Source organism: Paractinoplanes atraurantiacus (assembly GCF_900215205.1).
In the GTDB taxonomy this organism is placed as follows: Bacteria; Actinomycetota; Actinomycetes; order Mycobacteriales; family Micromonosporaceae; genus Actinoplanes; species Actinoplanes atraurantiacus.
On the sequence record NZ_OBDY01000024.1, the window covers coordinates 123712 to 139107 of the forward strand.

At 71.5% G+C, this 15396-nt stretch carries 15 protein-coding genes and 1 pseudogene; 9 read left to right on the forward strand and 7 right to left on the reverse strand.

The window, feature by feature from the left end:
• Positions 1 to 64 precede the first annotated feature (64 nt).
• Genes CRP55_RS37855 through CRP55_RS37880 form a run of 6 tightly spaced genes read left to right on the forward strand, consistent with a single transcriptional unit; the run spans position 65 to position 6417 of the window.
• Positions 65 to 1321, forward strand: coding sequence for an ABC transporter substrate-binding protein (locus tag CRP55_RS37855; protein WP_097326808.1), 1257 nt, complete (start codon positions 65 to 67; stop codon positions 1319 to 1321).
• Positions 1311 to 2183 (forward strand): carbohydrate ABC transporter permease, encoded by an 873-nt coding sequence (locus CRP55_RS37860; RefSeq protein ID WP_097326809.1) that lies wholly within the window; start codon positions 1311 to 1313, stop codon positions 2181 to 2183. The genes CRP55_RS37855 and CRP55_RS37860 overlap by 11 nt, the downstream gene beginning before the upstream one ends.
• Positions 2180 to 3001, forward strand: a complete 822-nt coding sequence (locus tag CRP55_RS37865; protein ID WP_218854807.1) for a carbohydrate ABC transporter permease — start codon at positions 2180 to 2182, stop codon at positions 2999 to 3001. The genes CRP55_RS37860 and CRP55_RS37865 overlap by 4 nt, the downstream gene beginning before the upstream one ends.
• Entirely contained in the window at positions 2998 to 4803 is a 1806-nt protein-coding gene (locus CRP55_RS37870; RefSeq protein ID WP_097326810.1) for a DUF8034 domain-containing protein, read from the forward strand. Before CRP55_RS37865 ends, CRP55_RS37870 begins: the two co-directional genes overlap by 4 nt.
• Positions 4800 to 5576 (forward strand): RraA family protein, encoded by a 777-nt coding sequence (locus CRP55_RS37875; RefSeq protein ID WP_097326811.1) that lies wholly within the window; start codon positions 4800 to 4802, stop codon positions 5574 to 5576. Before CRP55_RS37870 ends, CRP55_RS37875 begins: the two co-directional genes overlap by 4 nt.
• Positions 5566 to 6417: an aldo/keto reductase gene (locus CRP55_RS37880; RefSeq protein WP_097326812.1), complete on the forward strand. Its 852-nt coding sequence runs from the start codon at positions 5566 to 5568 to the stop codon at positions 6415 to 6417. The genes CRP55_RS37875 and CRP55_RS37880 overlap by 11 nt, the downstream gene beginning before the upstream one ends.
• Here CRP55_RS37880 and CRP55_RS37885 read toward each other — a convergent pair.
• The 7 genes from CRP55_RS37885 to CRP55_RS37915 all read right to left on the reverse strand — a co-directional run bounded on the left by CRP55_RS37885 (position 6414) and on the right by CRP55_RS37915 (position 12779).
• Positions 6414 to 7064, reverse strand: coding sequence for a response regulator (locus tag CRP55_RS37885; RefSeq protein ID WP_218854808.1), 651 nt, complete (start codon positions 7062 to 7064; stop codon positions 6414 to 6416). The genes CRP55_RS37880 and CRP55_RS37885 overlap by 4 nt on opposite strands.
• A complete protein-coding gene (locus tag CRP55_RS37890) occupies positions 7061 to 8176 on the reverse strand; it encodes a sensor histidine kinase (protein ID WP_097326814.1) in 1116 nt (371 codons plus the stop codon). Before CRP55_RS37890 ends, CRP55_RS37885 begins: the two co-directional genes overlap by 4 nt.
• Complete coding sequence (locus tag CRP55_RS37895) at positions 8173 to 8691, reverse strand: hypothetical protein (RefSeq protein ID WP_097326815.1); 519 nt, start codon at positions 8689 to 8691, stop codon at positions 8173 to 8175. The genes CRP55_RS37890 and CRP55_RS37895 overlap by 4 nt, the downstream gene beginning before the upstream one ends.
• A 79-nt stretch (positions 8692 to 8770) precedes the next feature.
• Positions 8771 to 8959 (reverse strand): hypothetical protein, encoded by a 189-nt coding sequence (locus CRP55_RS37900; RefSeq protein WP_097326816.1) that lies wholly within the window; start codon positions 8957 to 8959, stop codon positions 8771 to 8773.
• A gap of 4 nt (positions 8960 to 8963) precedes the next feature.
• Positions 8964 to 10649 (reverse strand): helix-turn-helix domain-containing protein, encoded by a 1686-nt coding sequence (locus tag CRP55_RS37905; RefSeq protein ID WP_097326817.1) that lies wholly within the window; start codon positions 10647 to 10649, stop codon positions 8964 to 8966.
• A gap of 54 nt (positions 10650 to 10703) precedes the next feature.
• Positions 10704 to 11756, reverse strand: coding sequence for a M15 family metallopeptidase (locus CRP55_RS37910; RefSeq protein WP_097326818.1), 1053 nt, complete (start codon positions 11754 to 11756; stop codon positions 10704 to 10706).
• Between the two features lie 60 nt (positions 11757 to 11816).
• Positions 11817 to 12779 carry an alcohol dehydrogenase catalytic domain-containing protein gene (locus CRP55_RS37915; protein WP_097326819.1) on the reverse strand — a complete coding sequence of 321 codons (963 nt, stop codon included), beginning with the start codon at positions 12777 to 12779 and terminating at the stop codon, positions 11817 to 11819.
• A 58-nt stretch (positions 12780 to 12837) separates the two neighbouring features.
• Between CRP55_RS37915 and CRP55_RS37920 the strand changes: the two genes are divergently transcribed.
• The 3 genes and pseudogenes from CRP55_RS37920 to CRP55_RS37930 all read left to right on the forward strand — a co-directional run.
• Positions 12838 to 13266: a MarR family winged helix-turn-helix transcriptional regulator gene (locus CRP55_RS37920; RefSeq protein ID WP_179855501.1), complete on the forward strand. Its 429-nt coding sequence runs from the start codon at positions 12838 to 12840 to the stop codon at positions 13264 to 13266.
• Between the two features lie 10 nt (positions 13267 to 13276).
• Positions 13277 to 14032, forward strand: a complete 756-nt coding sequence (locus CRP55_RS37925) for a GNAT family N-acetyltransferase (protein WP_097326821.1) — start codon at positions 13277 to 13279, stop codon at positions 14030 to 14032.
• Positions 14033 to 14550: 518 nt separating this feature from the next.
• A pseudogene (locus CRP55_RS37930) lies at positions 14551 to 15222 on the forward strand (response regulator transcription factor); the annotation flags it as partial.
• Positions 15223 to 15396: the final 174 nt, after the last annotated feature.

The window sequence follows — 15396 nt, forward strand, 5'->3', positions numbered from 1 at the left end:
CGCAGCCCCATCATGATCGCTTGCACCGCTAATCGATTAGCGATTAGAACCCCGGAGGGTTGCCATGAAGAAAGCAAAGGCGCTGGTGGTCACGGCCGCCGCGCTCCTCCTCACCGCCTGCTCATCGTCCGGAGGATTCCAGGACACCGGCGATGCCGGCTCCGCCTCCGACGCGAAACTTCGCCTGCTGGTCAACGTCACCCCCGTGCTGACCAAGCAGTTCTACGAGGACCTGGTCAAGCCCTACACCGACGCCCACCCCGGCGTCACGGTGTCGATCGAGGCGCCGACCGCGGCCGACGTCAGCGCCACCCTGCAGCAGCAGCTGGCCGCCGGCTCGCCGCCCGACCTGGTGTCGGGCAGCCTCGGCCGCGACACCGTCCCCCAGCTCACCGCCCTGCCTGAACAGCAGTGGGTCAAGGACGCGCCGTACGCCGAGCAGTCCCGGGTCGGCGGGGCCATGTGGCAGGCCGGCAGCGGCAACCAGGTGCAGTCGCTCGTCTTCTACAACAAGGCCGCCTTCGCCAAGGCCGGCATCACCACCGTCCCGAAGTCGCTCGCCGATCTCACCGCGGCGCTGGTCAAGCTCAAGGGCGCCGGGTACGTGCCCACGCAGACCTCCGGCGAATGGGTCACCGGCGCCCAGGTGCAGATGCTGGGCAACGTGAACGTGCTGAACACCGCGCCCGACTGGTTCGCTCAGCGCAACGAGAACAAGACGAGCTTCGCCGGCAGCCCGTGGCGGCAGGTGCTCGAGACCTACCAGGGCTGGGTCAAGCAGGGCCTCACCCCGAAGGACGCGATGGGGCTGAAGTACCAGGACGCCATCGACCAGTTCCTGGCCGGCAAGTCGGCCACCTTCGTGATGGGCGGCTGGTTCGTGCCGACCGCCGACGAGGCCAAGAAGTCGTTCGACGTCGGCGTCTTCGCGGTGCCCACGCTCGACGGCTCCCCGGCACCGGTCGCCGGCAACCCGTCGATCCCGTGGTCGGTCACCAAGTCGTCGAAGAACCAGGCCGCCGCGCTCGACCTGCTGAAGTTCCTCGTCACCGACAAGGACGCGGTCACCAAGGAGCTCAAGGCCGAGGGCAACTTCCGCAAGGGCTTCGACTACGAGGCGTCGGCGCTGAACAAAGAGGTGGCGGCCATCGTCTCCGGTGCGCCATCCACTGTGGTCGCCTCGAACGGCCAGGGCGACAACTCCGCGCCCACCGGATACAACGACGAGTTCAACAAGCTGGTGCAGGGCCTCTACCTCGACCAGAAGCCGGGCACCGTGCTGAAGTCCATCGACTCCTGGTACACCTCGAATGCCAAGTAACCACCGATCGCATGCGATCCTGCTGGCCCCGGCGACCGTGATGATCACGCTCTTCATGCTCGTGCCCATCGCGCTCGCCGGGTACCTCAGCTTCACCGACTGGGACGGGCTCACGCCGAACCCGCAGGGCGTCGGCTGGGCCAACTACAGCCGGCTGCTCCACGACGCCGACGTCGGGCACGCCGCGGTGGTCACGCTGATCGTCACCGTCGTCGGCACGATCGCCTGCAACGCGGCCGGGCTCGGCCTCGCGCTCCTGCTCAACCGGACCAGCCGCCTCACCGCGGTCCTGCGGGCGGTGGTCTTCTATCCGTACGTCATCGGGCCGATCATCATCGGATTCCTGTGGTCGGCGATCCTGGGCGCGAACGGGGCCATCGCCCACCTGCTGGGCAACGCGGGGCACAGCCCGCTGCCGTTCCTGTCCGACCCGGCGTGGGCCGTCGGCAGCATCGTCGCGGTCGTGGTGTGGTCGCAGTTCGGCGTGAACGTCGTGCTCTATCTGGCCGGCCTGCAGACCGTTCCGGCCAGCCTGCACGAGGCGGCCCACATCGACGGCGCCGGGCGGTGGCAGACCTTCAGATCGGTGACCTGGCCCCTGCTGGCGCCCTCGGTCACCGTCAACCTGGTGCTGGTGCTCGTCGGGCTGCTGCGCGTCTACGAGATCGTGCTCGCGCTGACCGGCGGCGGCCCGGCGGGCCGCACCAACACCTTCGCCTTTCTCATTCTCAGCGAGTCCTTCCGCTCCAACCATCTGGGGTACGGGGCGGCGCAGGCCATCACCCTGATGGTCGTCATCGCCGCGCTCGCGCTGGGACTGACCGCGCTGCGCAGGCGCGCCGAGGACGCGGTGAGCTCGTGAGACTCTTCAAGACCGTCCTGCTGACGCTGGCCGCGCTGGTCATGCTCATTCCGGGCTATCTGCTCGTGGTCAACGCGTTCAAGGGGCAGGACGACATCCTGCGCAGCCCGTTCGGGATCCCGTTCGGGCGGCTCACGCTCGAGCATCTGAACGCCGCACTGTCCAATCCCGACTTCTCTCTGGTCCGGGCGTACGTCGTGACCGCTCTGTTCGCGCTCGCCGTGAACGTGCTCTCGCTGGCCGTGAGCGCTCCGGCCGCGTACGTCATCGCCCGTGGAACCCGGCTGCGGCACCGCGCCCTGCTGGGGTTGTTCCTGCTCGGCCTGTTCATCCCGAGCCAGGTGCTGGTCATTCCGGTCATCTACGTGCTGAAGTACCTGGGGCTGATGGGCACCGTCGGCGGGTTCCTGCTGTACGAGACGACCCTGACGCTGCCGGTCTCGATGTTCCTCTACGTGGCGTACATCAAGACCCTGCCGCGCGAGCTCGACGAGGCCGCGCGGATGGACGGCGCCGGGCCGATCGTCACGTTCTGGCGGGTGATCCTGCCGCTGATGCGCCCGGCCGTCGCGACAGCGGTGGTGCTGCACACGATCGGCGTCTGGACCGACTTCGTGAACCCGCAGATCATCCTCGGGCCGGGCTCGTCGCTGTACACGGTGACGACGAGCGTGTACGCGGCGATCGGCCGTTACTCCACCGACTTCACCGTGGTCTACCCGAATCTGCTGATGGCGGTGGCGCCCGTGCTCGTCTTCTTCGTCTTCCTGCAACGCAACATCGTGTCCGGCCTGACCGCGGGAGCGACCAAAGGATGAGCGACTTCAATCCTCCACGGTGGGCGGCGCTCCAGCGCGAGCTGTTCGCGTTGCTGGACACCGCGTGGCGGCGATTCGAGGAGCTGTACTGCGCGGCCGACGGCTCGCTGCGGTACGACGGGCGGACCGTGGGCCGCGACGGCGTGGACGACTTCTACGAACCCTTCTTCAACTGGCCGGCCCTCTACACGCTCGGCGGCGGCGACGACCTGCTCGACGCCTGCGAACGGCACTGGGAAGGGGTCACCGCGCAGCTCGCCGCCCGCGGGATGGTCACTGACGAGTACGAGAACGGTTACGACTGGTTCCACCAGGGTGAGTCGCTGCTGTTCTTCTACAACCTTTGCGCGGCCGCACCGGACCGGTTCCGGGAGCGGGCGCTGCGCTTCGCCGGGCTGTTCCTGCCGGGCTCCGCCACCGGCAACTACGACGGCGACCGGCACATGATGCGGGCGCCGCACGTCGGCGCGCTCGGGCCGCGGCCCGGGCTCGGCGAGGACCGGCCGTACGCCGCCTCGAACGAGGGCATGCGGAAATACGGTCTGCCCGTACGGGATCTGCAGGGCATCCGGGCCTGGGAGGATCTCGCCGTCCCGGGCAACGCGCAGCGGATGGCCGACGCGATGAACCAGCGCCTCGGCGCCGGCGACGTACCGCTCAACCTGGCCGCGACGTCGCTCGCGGCCAACGCCTGGCTCTACGACCACGACGAGAAGTACGCGGACTTCATCGCCGATTACACCGGGGCGTGGGCGGCACGGGCCCGCGCCAACTTCGGCCTCATCCCCGACAACGTCGGGCCCTCCGGCTCCGTCGGGGAGCTGCACGGCGGCCGGTGGTACGGAGGGCATTACGGCTGGAGCTGGCCGCACGGGCTCTACAGCGTGGTCGCGCCGGCGCTGATCGCCGCGCTCAACCACACCCTGGTCACCGGGTCCACGGAGCGGCTGGCCCTGCCCCGCGACGCCCTGGCGATGGTGTCCCTCCAGGCCCGGCGCGGGCCGCTCGACCCGGGCGACTGCGCCTTCTACGACCATTGGCACGACCGGCTCGGCACCGACGTCGACCGGGATCTGCTGCTGATGCCGTACCGGCGCGACGACGGCGGCTGGTTCGACTTCCAGCCGCTGCCCCCGGCCTACCCCATGTGGCTGTGGTGGGCCGGGCGGAGCCCGGGCGACTGGGACCGGCTCGACGAGCTGTCCGCCGCGTCGGGTTACGACTGGCGGACCGTGCGCGGCTTCCGGGAGAAGGAGGAAGCCGGGCACGAGCCACCCTGGTACTGCTATCTGGCCGGCGACAACCCCGGCTATCCCGAACGGGCGCTGGCCATGGCGATCGAGCAGGTCCGGGAGCGGCTGGCCGCGATCCAGCGGCATCCCGGCCCGCCGGAGGACGACGACATCCACTGGTGGCAGAACCTCAACCCGGTGGTGACCGAGGTGCTCACCCAGCTGATCGCCGGGGCCCCGCAGCAGCTCTACAACGGCGGGCTGCCGCTCGCCCTGCTGCGCTGGTCGTCCGGCGGCCGGCCCGGCCTGCCGCCCGGCGTGGCCGCCCTCGTCTCCGCCATCACGGACGACGGGGTGAGCGTCGAGGTGGTCAACCTCGGCGACGTTCCCCGCACGCTGACCGTCTCCGGCGGCGGTTACGGCGAGCACCCCATCGTCGCGGTGTCCGGGCCGGCCGTCGTCCACGAGAACCAGGCCGTGCTTCACCTCGCCCCGCAGAGCGAGACGCGCCTGCGGCTCACCCTCGACCGCTTCGGCGCCCCCGCCCACCACGACAGGAGCACGACATGACGAACCCCGAGCTCAGCAGCGTGTGGCCGCTGCCCGTGCGCGGCCCCGCCTTCACGCGGGCCGGCCAGGACCTGGTCGAGGCGATGGCGCCGGTCAGCTCGGCGACCGCCTGCGCCCAGCTGCACCAGATGGGCATCAGCCGCAGCTTCGTGGAGGGCCCACAGCCGTTGCACGCCGGGCAGCGGGTAGTAGGGCCGGGCGTGACCCTGCAATTCATGCCGCAGCGCGAGGACGTCGCCAGCGGCGTCGACCAGGAGTACGTGGAGCGCACCACCGCGCTGTGGGCGGTGCTGGAGACCATCCAGCCCGGTGACGTGCTGGTCATCCAGGCCTACGGCAGCCAGTACACCGGCTGCTTGGGCGACATGCTGGTCCGCTACTTCAAGAAGCGCGGCGGCGCCGGCATCGTGGTGGACGGCCGCATCCGTGACGCGCCCCGGGTCCGTGCGCTCGGCGTGCCGATCTGGTGCACGGGAACGACACCGCACTACGCGTCGCAGTCGGAGCTGTTCCCCTGGGCGTACGACGTGCCGGTGGCCGTCGGCGGGGTGCTCTGCCTGCCCGGCGATCTGGTGGTGGCCGACGACGACGGCGCGGTGGTGGTGCCGCGGCGCCGCGCGCCCGAGGTGGTGAAGCGGGCCGCCGACCACGAGGACTGGGAGGTGTTCAGCCGCATGCGCATCGACGAGGGGGCGGTGCTGGCCGACTACTACCCGCTCACCTCGAACAGCCGGGCCGAGTACGAGGCATGGCTGGCCGCCGATGGGCGCTGAGCTCGCGCTCGGGGTGGCGGCGCTCGGTGACATCCCCGACGAGGACGAGGCGGTGGCGACGGTGCTCGCCGCCCACCGGGCCGGGATCACGAGGGTCGACACGTCGCCCTGGTACGGGCGGGGCGCGGCGGAACGGCGGCTCGGCCGGGCCGTGGCCGCGCTCCCGCCGGGATCGCTGACCATCTCGACCAAGGTGGGGTACGTGATCGAGCGGGCACGCCGGGAGCAGGACTTCAGCGCCGCCGCGGTCGAGCGGTCCCTCGCGGCGAGCATGGACCGGCTGGGGGTGGACTCGCTCGACACGGTGCTCATCCACGACCCGGAGGATCACATGGCCGCGGCGCTGGAGCAGGCCTATCCCCGGCTGCACCAGCTGCGGACGGCCGGGGTGGTGCGGGCCATCGGGGCCGGGATGAACCAGACGGCCGGGCTGATCCGGTTCGTCCGGGAGACCGACATCGACGTGGTGCTCGTCGCCGGGCGGTGGACGCTGCTCGACCGCGGTGCCGGGGAGGCGCTCCTGCCGGAGTGCCGCGCCCGGGGCGTGCGGGCGATGGCCGGCGGAGTGTTCAACACGGGTGTGCTGGTGTCGCCGGAGCCGGGCGCCCGCTACGACTATGCGCCGGCGGCACCGGCGGTGCTCGAACGAGCGCGATCGCTCAGGGAAACGTGCCGGGCGTACGGGGTGCCGCTCGCGGCCGCCGCGCTCCAGTTCCCGGCCCGGGACCCGGCGGTCGGTGCCGTGCTGCTCGGTCCCGCCGACCGGCAACAGCTCGCGCAGAACATCGAGTGGTGGCGCCACCCGGTGCCGGCCGCGCTCTGGAGCGAGCTGGAGGCCTAGCGGGCGCGGCCCGTGCGGAAGGCGTACGCCACCAGGGCGGCCCGGTCGCGGCAGGCCGTCTTGGCCAGCAGGTGGTTGACGTGGGTCTTCACGGTGGCGTCGGAGACGTGCAGGCGGGCCGCGATCTCGCTGTTGCTCCTACCCTGGGCGATCTCGCGCAGCACGTCCTCCTCGCGGGGCGTCAGGCCGCTGTCCTCGGGGGCGGGCGCCACCCCGTACGGCTGCCCGTCGGCCAGAGCCTCCAGCAATCGGCGCTGGACGCTGGGGTCGAGCTGGGCCTCGCCGGCGGCGACGGTCAGGATGGCCTGCTGGATCTCCTCGGCGCCGGCGTCCTTCGTCAGGTAGCCGCGCGCGCCGGCCTGCAGGGCGCGGAAGACGGTGGTGTCGTCGGCGTACGTCGTCAGGACGACCACCCGCGAGCGGGAGCCGGTCGCCGCCAGGCGGGTGGTGGCCTCGACACCGTCGACGCCCGGCATGTTGAGATCCATCAGCACCACGTCGGGGTCGAGCAGCCCGGCCTGGCGCAGCGCGTCGGCGCCGTCGAGGGCCGTGCCGACCACGGTAATGCCGTCGAGCAGGCCGAGCATCATGGCCAGACCGTCGCGCACGACCTTCTGGTCGTCGGCGATCAGTACGGTGACTGTCACTTCTCCCCCAGCGGCATCGTCAGGCTGACGCGCCATCCCGTGTCGGTCGGCCCGGCGGACAGGTGTCCCCCGGCCAGCGCGGCCCGCTCGGCCAGCCCGGTCAGGCCGAAGCCACCGCTGGGCAGGGCCGCGCCGGGACCGCCGTCGTCGGTCACGCCGACCTCGACGGCGTCCGGCCGCCAGTTCACGGCCACGGTGACGAGAGCGGACGGCCCGGCGTGCTTCGCCGCGTTGGTGAGCGCCTCCTGGACCGTACGGTAGAGCGCCAATCCGTCCTCGGGCGGGAGAGGCCGCGGCGTCCCGGTGACCGTCAGGGTGGCGCCGGGATGCTGGGCGACCAGGCCGGGGATGAGCGACGGGCCGGGCAGCCGGTCGCCGCGCAGCATCTCGACCACCTGGCGGGCCGAGCCGAGGCCGTCGCGGGCCATGCCGTGCGCGCCGGCGAGCTGGTCGACCAGGCGCGGATCCGCGTTCGTCTTCGTGGCCAGCAGCCGCGCGCCCTCCAACTGGACGGCCAGGCCGGCCAGCGTGTGGGCCAGCACGTCGTGCAGCTCCCGGGCGATGCGGCCGCGCTCGGCCAGGCGGGCCGCCTCCTCGCGGGCGGCGCGGGTCGCCGACTCCTGGGCCAGGCGCTCCTCGGCCTCCTCGCGGGCCATCCGGTTGGCCTGGGCGAAGGCCGACGCCAGGAACAGGAAAAAGCCGCCGATGGCCAAGTTGAGAAAGGCGCTGACGCCCTGCGACGAGTTGAACGCCTCGGCCAGCGCGGTGCCGACCACGACGAGGCCGCCGAAGACGAAGGCGGGCGTGCGCGAGAGCCGCAGGCCGATGCCGGCGACCGCCATGAAGCTGAGGATGTAGCCGGGCCCGGACGGGAGCAGAAGGTCCATCAGCGCGCCGCACAGCCCGGCCCCGGTGAAACAGAAGGCGAGGATCCAAGGATTTGTGAGCTTGGAGTACGTCCCGGCCAACCACAGTGCGATGCCGGCGGCGACCACGAAGGGGAACGCGGCCCGGGCCGCTCCCGATGCGGGGAGACCGGCCAGGACCGCGTTCACCGCGATCACCACCGCGCTGGCGTAGACCAGCACCCGGAAGGTGCGTCGTGCGTTCACCGCGCCATTGTCCCGGACAGCTCGGGCTGCCGGAGACGGGCGGCGGAGATCATCATGACGACCAGGCGGGAGAACACCATCGCCAGCGACAGGACGACGAAGGCGGCGGTCCAGGCGTCGGCGCCGGTGATGAGGTGAGTGCGGGAGAAGTCGACGAGGCCCTGCGTGAACCAGTGGTCGGCGCCGTAGATGAACAGCATCCGGCCGGCGGTCACCGCGATCCAGATCGCCGCGAAGCCGACACCGGCCGTGGTCAGGATCCGGCCGGTCGACGCCTCCCGGTGCACCCGCACGAACAGCCCCGACACGATGCCCAGCAGCACACCGGCGCCCAGGCCGGCCAGCACCAGCGGCACGTCGTTGCCCTCGGTCGGGAACGAGTGCAGGTAGAAGGCGGCGACGGCCAGGACGATGACGACCGGGCGGATGAGGCGCTTGCCGGTGAACTCGTGGGTGCCGAGCGCGGTGGTGAGCATGAGAGCGAGGATGCCGAGGCTGATCAGGTAGTTCGTCATGCCTTAGACGATCCCGGCTCCGGCGCGGCGGCGAATCGGCGTACGGATGGAACTCCGGTCTCCACCCGTGGGTGGAGAGTCAGTACTCGCCACCCATCGCCTCGGTGAGCCGGTCGGGGGTCAGGCCGAGCTCGAAGAGCAGCTTGGAGTCGGCCGGGTCGTCGAGGTCGAGCCGCTCCGGGATGCGGTCCACAAGGGACTGGGCGTGGTCGGGGCCGTAGACGCGGCGCAGGACGTTGACGGCGTGAGCCTTCGTGATGACAGCCATGACCCTACGACCGCGCGGCGGCCTCGTCCGTGACGGCCAGCCCGCCGATCCGGCCGGCCAGCTGGGCCCGGGAGGTCACCTCGAGCTTGGGGAAGATGCGGTAGAGGTGCGAGCCGACCGTACGCGGCGACAGGAACATCCGCTGACCGATCTCACGGTTGGACAGCCCGTCGGCCACGAACCGGGCGATCTCCAGCTCCTGCGGCGACAGGTTCCCGGCGCCGGGCCCGCCGCCCGACGCGCGCAGCTCCCGCCCGGCCCGCCGGGCCCAGGTCGTCGCGCCGAGAACTTCGAACGTGTGCCGCGCCCGCTCGATCGGCAGCCGCGACTCGTTCACCCGGCGCTGGCGGCGCAGCCACGACCCGTACTCGAGGTCGATCCGCGCCGCCAGCCACGGCGACGCCGCCGCTTGCCGGGCTTGCACAAACGAGCATTCATCGCCGTCCAGTAGCGCCCGAACGTACAGATCCCGGCATTGATGTGCCGCCTCCCGCTCGCCGCAGCGAAGGGCGGCCTCGGCGAGATGCCCGGCGGCGTCGGCCGGTCGCGGCCCGGTCATCAAGGGCGCCAACATGGTGTACGCCTCGGCGTAGCGCTCCGAGCTCAACAGCGCCACACCGCGCGCGAACCGCACGGCGGTCGCGGCCAGCGGCCCGCCCATGACCTCGGCCTCGGCGGCGTGCCGGCCCGAGCTTTCGCCGTCGCCACGCACCGCTTCGACCAGGGCGATCGTCGCGGTGGCGCAAACATGCCAGGCCGGCTGCCCGGTGCGCTCGGCCAGCACCCGGCACTCGGTGGCGGCGGCCGCCGCGGCCGCCCAGTCACCGCCCGCGACGGCCGCCTCGGCCCGCAGCCCCAGAACGTGCACGAGCAGCCCGAGCCGCCCGGCGCGCCGCAGGGTCGCGGCCTCCGCACTCAGCAGATCAGCGGCCCGCACCACATCCCCACAGCCCAGAGCCGCCAGCCCGAGAACCGGCCCCACCGCAGAGCCCGACGCCCTCACATTCCCGACCGCCACCCATGAGTCACCGCCCGATGCCGACCCACTGCCCGCAGCCCACGACTCACCGCCCGATACCCGCGCGCTGCCCCTAGCCCACGAGTTGCCACCCAACGCCTGCTCATCGCCGCTCGCCGCGCGCACAGCCATAGCCTCGCCGCTGTCGGCTGACAGCCGTCCGACGACTGATCGCACCGCGGCCGCGCGCGGATCGCCGTCCACCCCAGCGAGCGCCGCCAGCACGAACCGCAACGGCTCGGCGGCCGCGCCGTCCCACGTGATCAGGGACAGCCCGGCCGCCGTCACCAGCGTGTCGAGCGCCGCGTCCGCCTCGCCCTCGGCGGCCAGCCCGGCCGCCGCTCGCGTCAGCTCGGCGACCGCATCGTGCGGCCGCGCCGCGAAACGCGCACGAAGAGCCCGCACCCGTACCTCTTCCGAGGCCGCGCCCGAGCCCGAGGCCGCGCCCGAGCCCGAGGTGGCGCCCGAGCCCGAGGTGGCGCCCGAGCCCGAAGCCGACCTTTCGGTCGCACGATCGAGCAGCGACGCGGCCCTCTCCGTCCAACCGTGTTCGAATGCGCGCTCGATCTCGTCCATTCGTTCACCACCGGCCGGCGTCCGGCCCGCCCAGCGGAGCACCTTCCGCCGCCGCCGCCGCCGGCGCTCGCGCTCCCTCTCGATGATCGTGCTCATGGACCGAAGCTAGAACCGCCCAGTACCGGACGAGTGACCATCGAGTGACACCGCTCAGCCGCCCGTGATCGACCAGTGCCACGGCTCCGACGGCAGGTTCACGAAGCCGTATTCGTCCGCGTGCAGTTGCAGCCATTTGAACGCCGGGCTCTTCGAGGTGAGCGTCTTGCCGCCCGACGTGACGTCGATGGCCAGGCCGATCTCGTGCAGCGAGCGCCCCGGAACCGCCGTCGGCACGCGGCATGACGAGGACGGCGCCGTGTAGACGTCCGGGCAGCCGTTGATCTTCCGCAGCTCGATCTGGCGCTGCTTCGTGCGGAAACCACCACCCGAGATGCTGATGCCGGCCTTCTTCGCGTCGTCCACCATGCGCCGGTAGGCGTACGAGACGCTGTAATGAACTGTTGTTCCGTAGACGACGACCGTGTCGGCCGTGGTGAACGCGGGCCGGACCGCCGTCACCACGCTCTTGCTCACGGCCGCCGCCTGGGTCGCCAGCTCGGCCGGGGTCTTCAGCGCCGCGATCTTCTGCTGGGTGACCACGACCGCCGCCGAGGCCGACTTCACCGAGTTGTTCGCGCTGGTCAGGGCGGCCGTCGCCGCCGTCGCCGAAGACCGGGCGGTGGTCAGGGCCGTCGCCGCGTCACGCGCTTGGGTGGTACGCAGGGTGAGCGTCTTCTGAGCGGCCGTGACCCCGTTCTTCGCGCTGGTGACCGCGCTCTTGTTGCGTGGCTTCACCTTCGACAGCTTCTTCTTGGCCGCGGCCACCGCCGCCTTCGCCGCCGTGACGCGGTCCTTGGCCGCCTTGTCCGTGTTCGTCGCCGCGGTGACCTGCTTCTGGGCCACGGCCAGCGCGGCCGTCGCCTTCGTGACCTCCACCGTGCGGGTGGTCACGGTCGTGCGCTGGGCGGCCAGCGTCTGGCGCAGCTGCGCGCCGGTCGCGGTCACGGTCAGGCTCCGGTACATCAAACTGGTCCAGCTCTGCGCGGCCGCCGGGACGGCCGCCTCCGCTGGAGCCTGCGTTCCGGTGGTGGCGAGAGCGGCAGCGACGATCGCGGTGGTGACTGACCATCGGGCTCGGGAGCGGGTTTCCTGTCGTTTCGTCACCCGGCGAGGATGTTTTCGCTGAGGTGCAGCCCCTGGCCCGTCCCGGGTGCAAACAAGGTGTCAGGGCACGAGCACGACCACCTTGCCGCTCACCTTGTTGTCCTCGACGTCGCGGTGGACGTCGCGGATCCGCTCGAACGGATAGACCGTGACCGGGCCCAGATCGAGCGTGCCGGCCGCGATCCGGTCGAGGCTGTCCTGCAGCACGGCCGGCGGCAGCGAAGTCGCGTCGCCGCTGTATCCGGTGAGTCGCACGCCGCTCGGGATGTAGCCGGTCGGGTAGAAGTCCGGAACTGTCCATTGGTTCGACAACATGCCGGCGAAACACACAGTTCCGTGCACGCGGGTGGCCGCGAGCGTGTCCGGCAACGTCGGCGTTCCCACCAGCTCCAGCGCCGCGTCGACGCCTTCCGGGTAGAGGGCGCGGACCTGCGGCGCGATCCGCCCGTCGTCGAGCAGCGCGTGGTCGGCGGTCAGCTCGCCCAGACGGCCCGGCTGGCGCGTGGTGGCCAGGACGGTCGCACCCATGCTCCTGGCCAGCGCCGCCGTCGCGTACCCCAACGCCGATGTTCCGCCCCGGATGAGCAAGGTCTGACCAGGGCGAAGATCAAGACCGACAGTCAGTGAGCCGTACGCGGTCTGCAGCGTTTCCGGCACGGCGCCCACCGTCTCCCACGGTAGTGACGACTGGAACGGGATCACCTGCCGTCGCGGCACCACCGTGTACTCGGCGTAGCCGCCGTCGAAGCTGCGGCCCATCCCGCCCATCATCGCGACCACCTGCTGCCCCGGCGAGAGGTCGGTGCCCGGCGCCTCGTCGACCACGCCGACGGCCTCGATGCCGGGGACGATCGGGAAGCGCGCGTTCTCCGCGTACCCGAGGCGCAGGTGCAGCTCGGAGCGGTTGATGCCGAAGGCTTTCACCCGGATGCGCACCTCGCCCAGCTTCGGCGTGGGCATCGGCAGATCGCGGATCTCGAGGTGCTCGACGGGACCGGGCGAGGTCAGAACGATGGCTCTCATGGCTCATAGTTTCCACGGAATTAGATTCCACGGAATCTAATTTGCTAAGATGTGCGGCGTGACACAGAGAGTGCAGTGGGCCCATGACCTCGTACGCCTGGAGATCGTCCTCTGGGACCACGTGGACTCCCGCCTCAAGGAGGCGCACGGCCTGTCCCTGGCCAGCTTCGAGACCCTCTGGGTGCTGAAGGACCGCGAGATGGCCCGCGTCGGCGACCTCGCCCGCGAGCTGCGCATCACCATGGGCGGCGCCAGCAAGCTCGCCGACCGGGTCCGCGCCACCGGCCTCATCGAGCGCGCGGTCGACCCCGCGGACCGCCGTGCCACCCAGATCGCCCTCACCGCCGAGGGCCGCGCGATGCTGGCGGCGGCCACCGCCACCTACGACGCCGCCATGGCCGAGCTCCTCGACGGCGTAATCAGTGATGATGAGCTCAGCGTGACGCAGGACGTCATCACACGACTGCTGCGTGACCCCGCCCGTTAGCCTTTCCGCCGTGAACACGAACACCCCCGCCGACCGGGCCGCGCGGGCCTGGCTCGACGTGCACGGCGCCCTGGCCGCCACCCAGCCGAACGGCTACCTGCACCTCTCCCCCACCGGCACGGCCGAGCTGGTCACGGGCACGCAGATCCCGGTCCTCAACGGCGTCATCGCCGTCACCCGCGCCCCCGACGCCGGCGAGATCGCCGGCGCCGCGAATTCCTCCCGCTTCGAGGGTCTGCCCTGGTCTTTGCGCGTACGAGGTGAGGCCGTCGACAACCGCATCGCCGCCGTAGCCGCCGCCCACGGCCTGGAGCCGCGCCGCCCCCTGCCGTTCATGCTCCGCGAACTGACCGCCGCCGACGCCGCCCCGGTTCCCGGCGCCCGCCGCGTCACCGGCGCCGAGAGCGCTGCCTACCAGCGGGCGCTGGCCGCCGGTTTCGACGCCCCGCTGGACGGCATGGCCATCTTCGCCCACCCTCGCCTGCTCGATCACCCGTCGATGAGCGCCTACCTGATCGAGCGCGGCGGCGAGCCGGTGGCCACGGCCTTCGCCGCCCACTCAGGCGACCTGGTCGGCATCTTCAACATCGCGGTCCTCCCACCCTTCCGCCGCCAGGGCTTCGGCCGCGCCGCCACCGCTGCGGTCCTCAGCGATGCCTACGCCAAGGGCGCCCGCACCGCTTTCCTGCACTCGACAACCGACGGCCGCCCCCTCTACGACCACATGGGCTTCCACTTGGCCGAGAACTGGACCATCTTCACCTGACCATCTCTGCAACCCGAGCGGACGAATCGCGATCGTTCAGTCATCAACGCGCAGTTTCAGACGACGATGCGCCAGAACGGACGCGACGCTCCACGCCGAAGCGACCCGCACCAATGAGCCACGGCAACCAGGCTGACGGCGCGCCCGTCGACCCGCGTCCGCCACGCGGCAGATCGCGCGGGCAGCTGCGCCTCGTCACGTTCCGACGCCGACGCCGACGCCGACGTCGTCGTGGTCGTGCCGTGCGCCCGCGCCGCCGCCGGTCTCGACCGCGACCCGTAGCCCGCGATGTCTGCCATGCGGTTCCACGTCGGAGCCGGCGAGCCCCCGCCGCGATCCTTACCCGGAGCCGGCGAACCGCCGCCGCGATCCTCACTCGGAGCCGGCGAGCCGCCGCCGCGATTCTTACCCGGAGCCGGCGAACCGCCGCCGCGATCCTCACTCGGAGCCGGCGAACCGCCGCCGATTCTTACATTGCCCGAACATCGGCCGGCTGCCCGCACGGGCACAATGGGCCGGTGACGGAGAAGGGCTTGGTGCTGGTCGTCGAGGACGAACGGCCGATCGCCGACCTGGTGCGGCTCTACCTGGCCCGCGACGGCTTCGGTGTGCACGTCGCCCACGACGGAGAGACGGGGCTTCAAGCCGTACGCAGGTTGCGGCCGGTCGCCTGTGTTCTCGACATCGCCCTGCCCGGGTTGGAGGGCACCGAGATCTGCCGTCGCATGCGCGAGGACGGCGACTGGACGCCAGTGGTGTTCCTGACCGCCCGCGACGACGAGGTGGACCGCATCCTGGGCCTGGAACTGGGCGGCGACGACTACCTCACGAAGCCGTTCAGCCCACGCGAACTGGTGGCCCGCGTGCGTGCCCTGCTGCGCCGGGCGGCCGGCCCAGGCGACGGCGACCGTCTGCGAACCCTCGGCCCGATCTCCCTCGACCCCGCCCGCCGCCTGGCCTCGGTCGACGGCCGCCCCCTCACCCTGACCGCGACCGAGTTCGACCTGCTGGCCCACCTGCTGCGCCGTCCCGGCCGCGTGTTCACGCGCGAGGAGCTGCTCGCCGCCGTCTGGGGCTATGCCACTCATGCACAAACGCGCACCGTGGATGTTCACATCGCTCAACTACGAGCCAAGCTGACCGGCGCCGCCACCATGATCCGCACCATCCGAGGCGTCGGCTACACCGCCACCGACGCCGCCACCGCCACCGATCCCGCCATCGCCACCGACGCCGCTCCCGTCACCGCCACCGCCACCGCTCCCGCCACCGACGCCACGGGCGTGAGCATCAAGGCCGACCGCGCGGAGACCGACGCCGCCCCCGCCACCGACGCCACGGGCGTGAGCATCAAGGCCGACCGC

Coding starts and splice junctions, on each gene's coding strand:
- CRP55_RS37855 (WP_097326808.1), top strand. CDS start 65: ATGAAGAAAGCAAAGGCGCTGGTGGTCACGGCCGCCGCGCTCCTCCTC.
- CRP55_RS37860 (WP_097326809.1), top strand. CDS start 1,311: ATGCCAAGTAACCACCGATCGCATGCGATCCTGCTGGCCCCGGCGACC.
- CRP55_RS37870 (WP_097326810.1), top strand. CDS start 2,998: ATGAGCGACTTCAATCCTCCACGGTGGGCGGCGCTCCAGCGCGAGCTG.
- CRP55_RS37875 (WP_097326811.1), top strand. CDS start 4,800: ATGACGAACCCCGAGCTCAGCAGCGTGTGGCCGCTGCCCGTGCGCGGC.
- CRP55_RS37880 (WP_097326812.1), top strand. CDS start 5,566: ATGGGCGCTGAGCTCGCGCTCGGGGTGGCGGCGCTCGGTGACATCCCC.
- CRP55_RS37895 (WP_097326815.1), bottom strand. CDS start 8,691: ATGACGAACTACCTGATCAGCCTCGGCATCCTCGCTCTCATGCTCACC.
- CRP55_RS37900 (WP_097326816.1), bottom strand. CDS start 8,959: ATGGCTGTCATCACGAAGGCTCACGCCGTCAACGTCCTGCGCCGCGTC.
- CRP55_RS37905 (WP_097326817.1), bottom strand. CDS start 10,649: ATGAGCACGATCATCGAGAGGGAGCGCGAGCGCCGGCGGCGGCGGCGG.
- CRP55_RS37915 (WP_097326819.1), bottom strand. CDS start 12,779: ATGAGAGCCATCGTTCTGACCTCGCCCGGTCCCGTCGAGCACCTCGAG.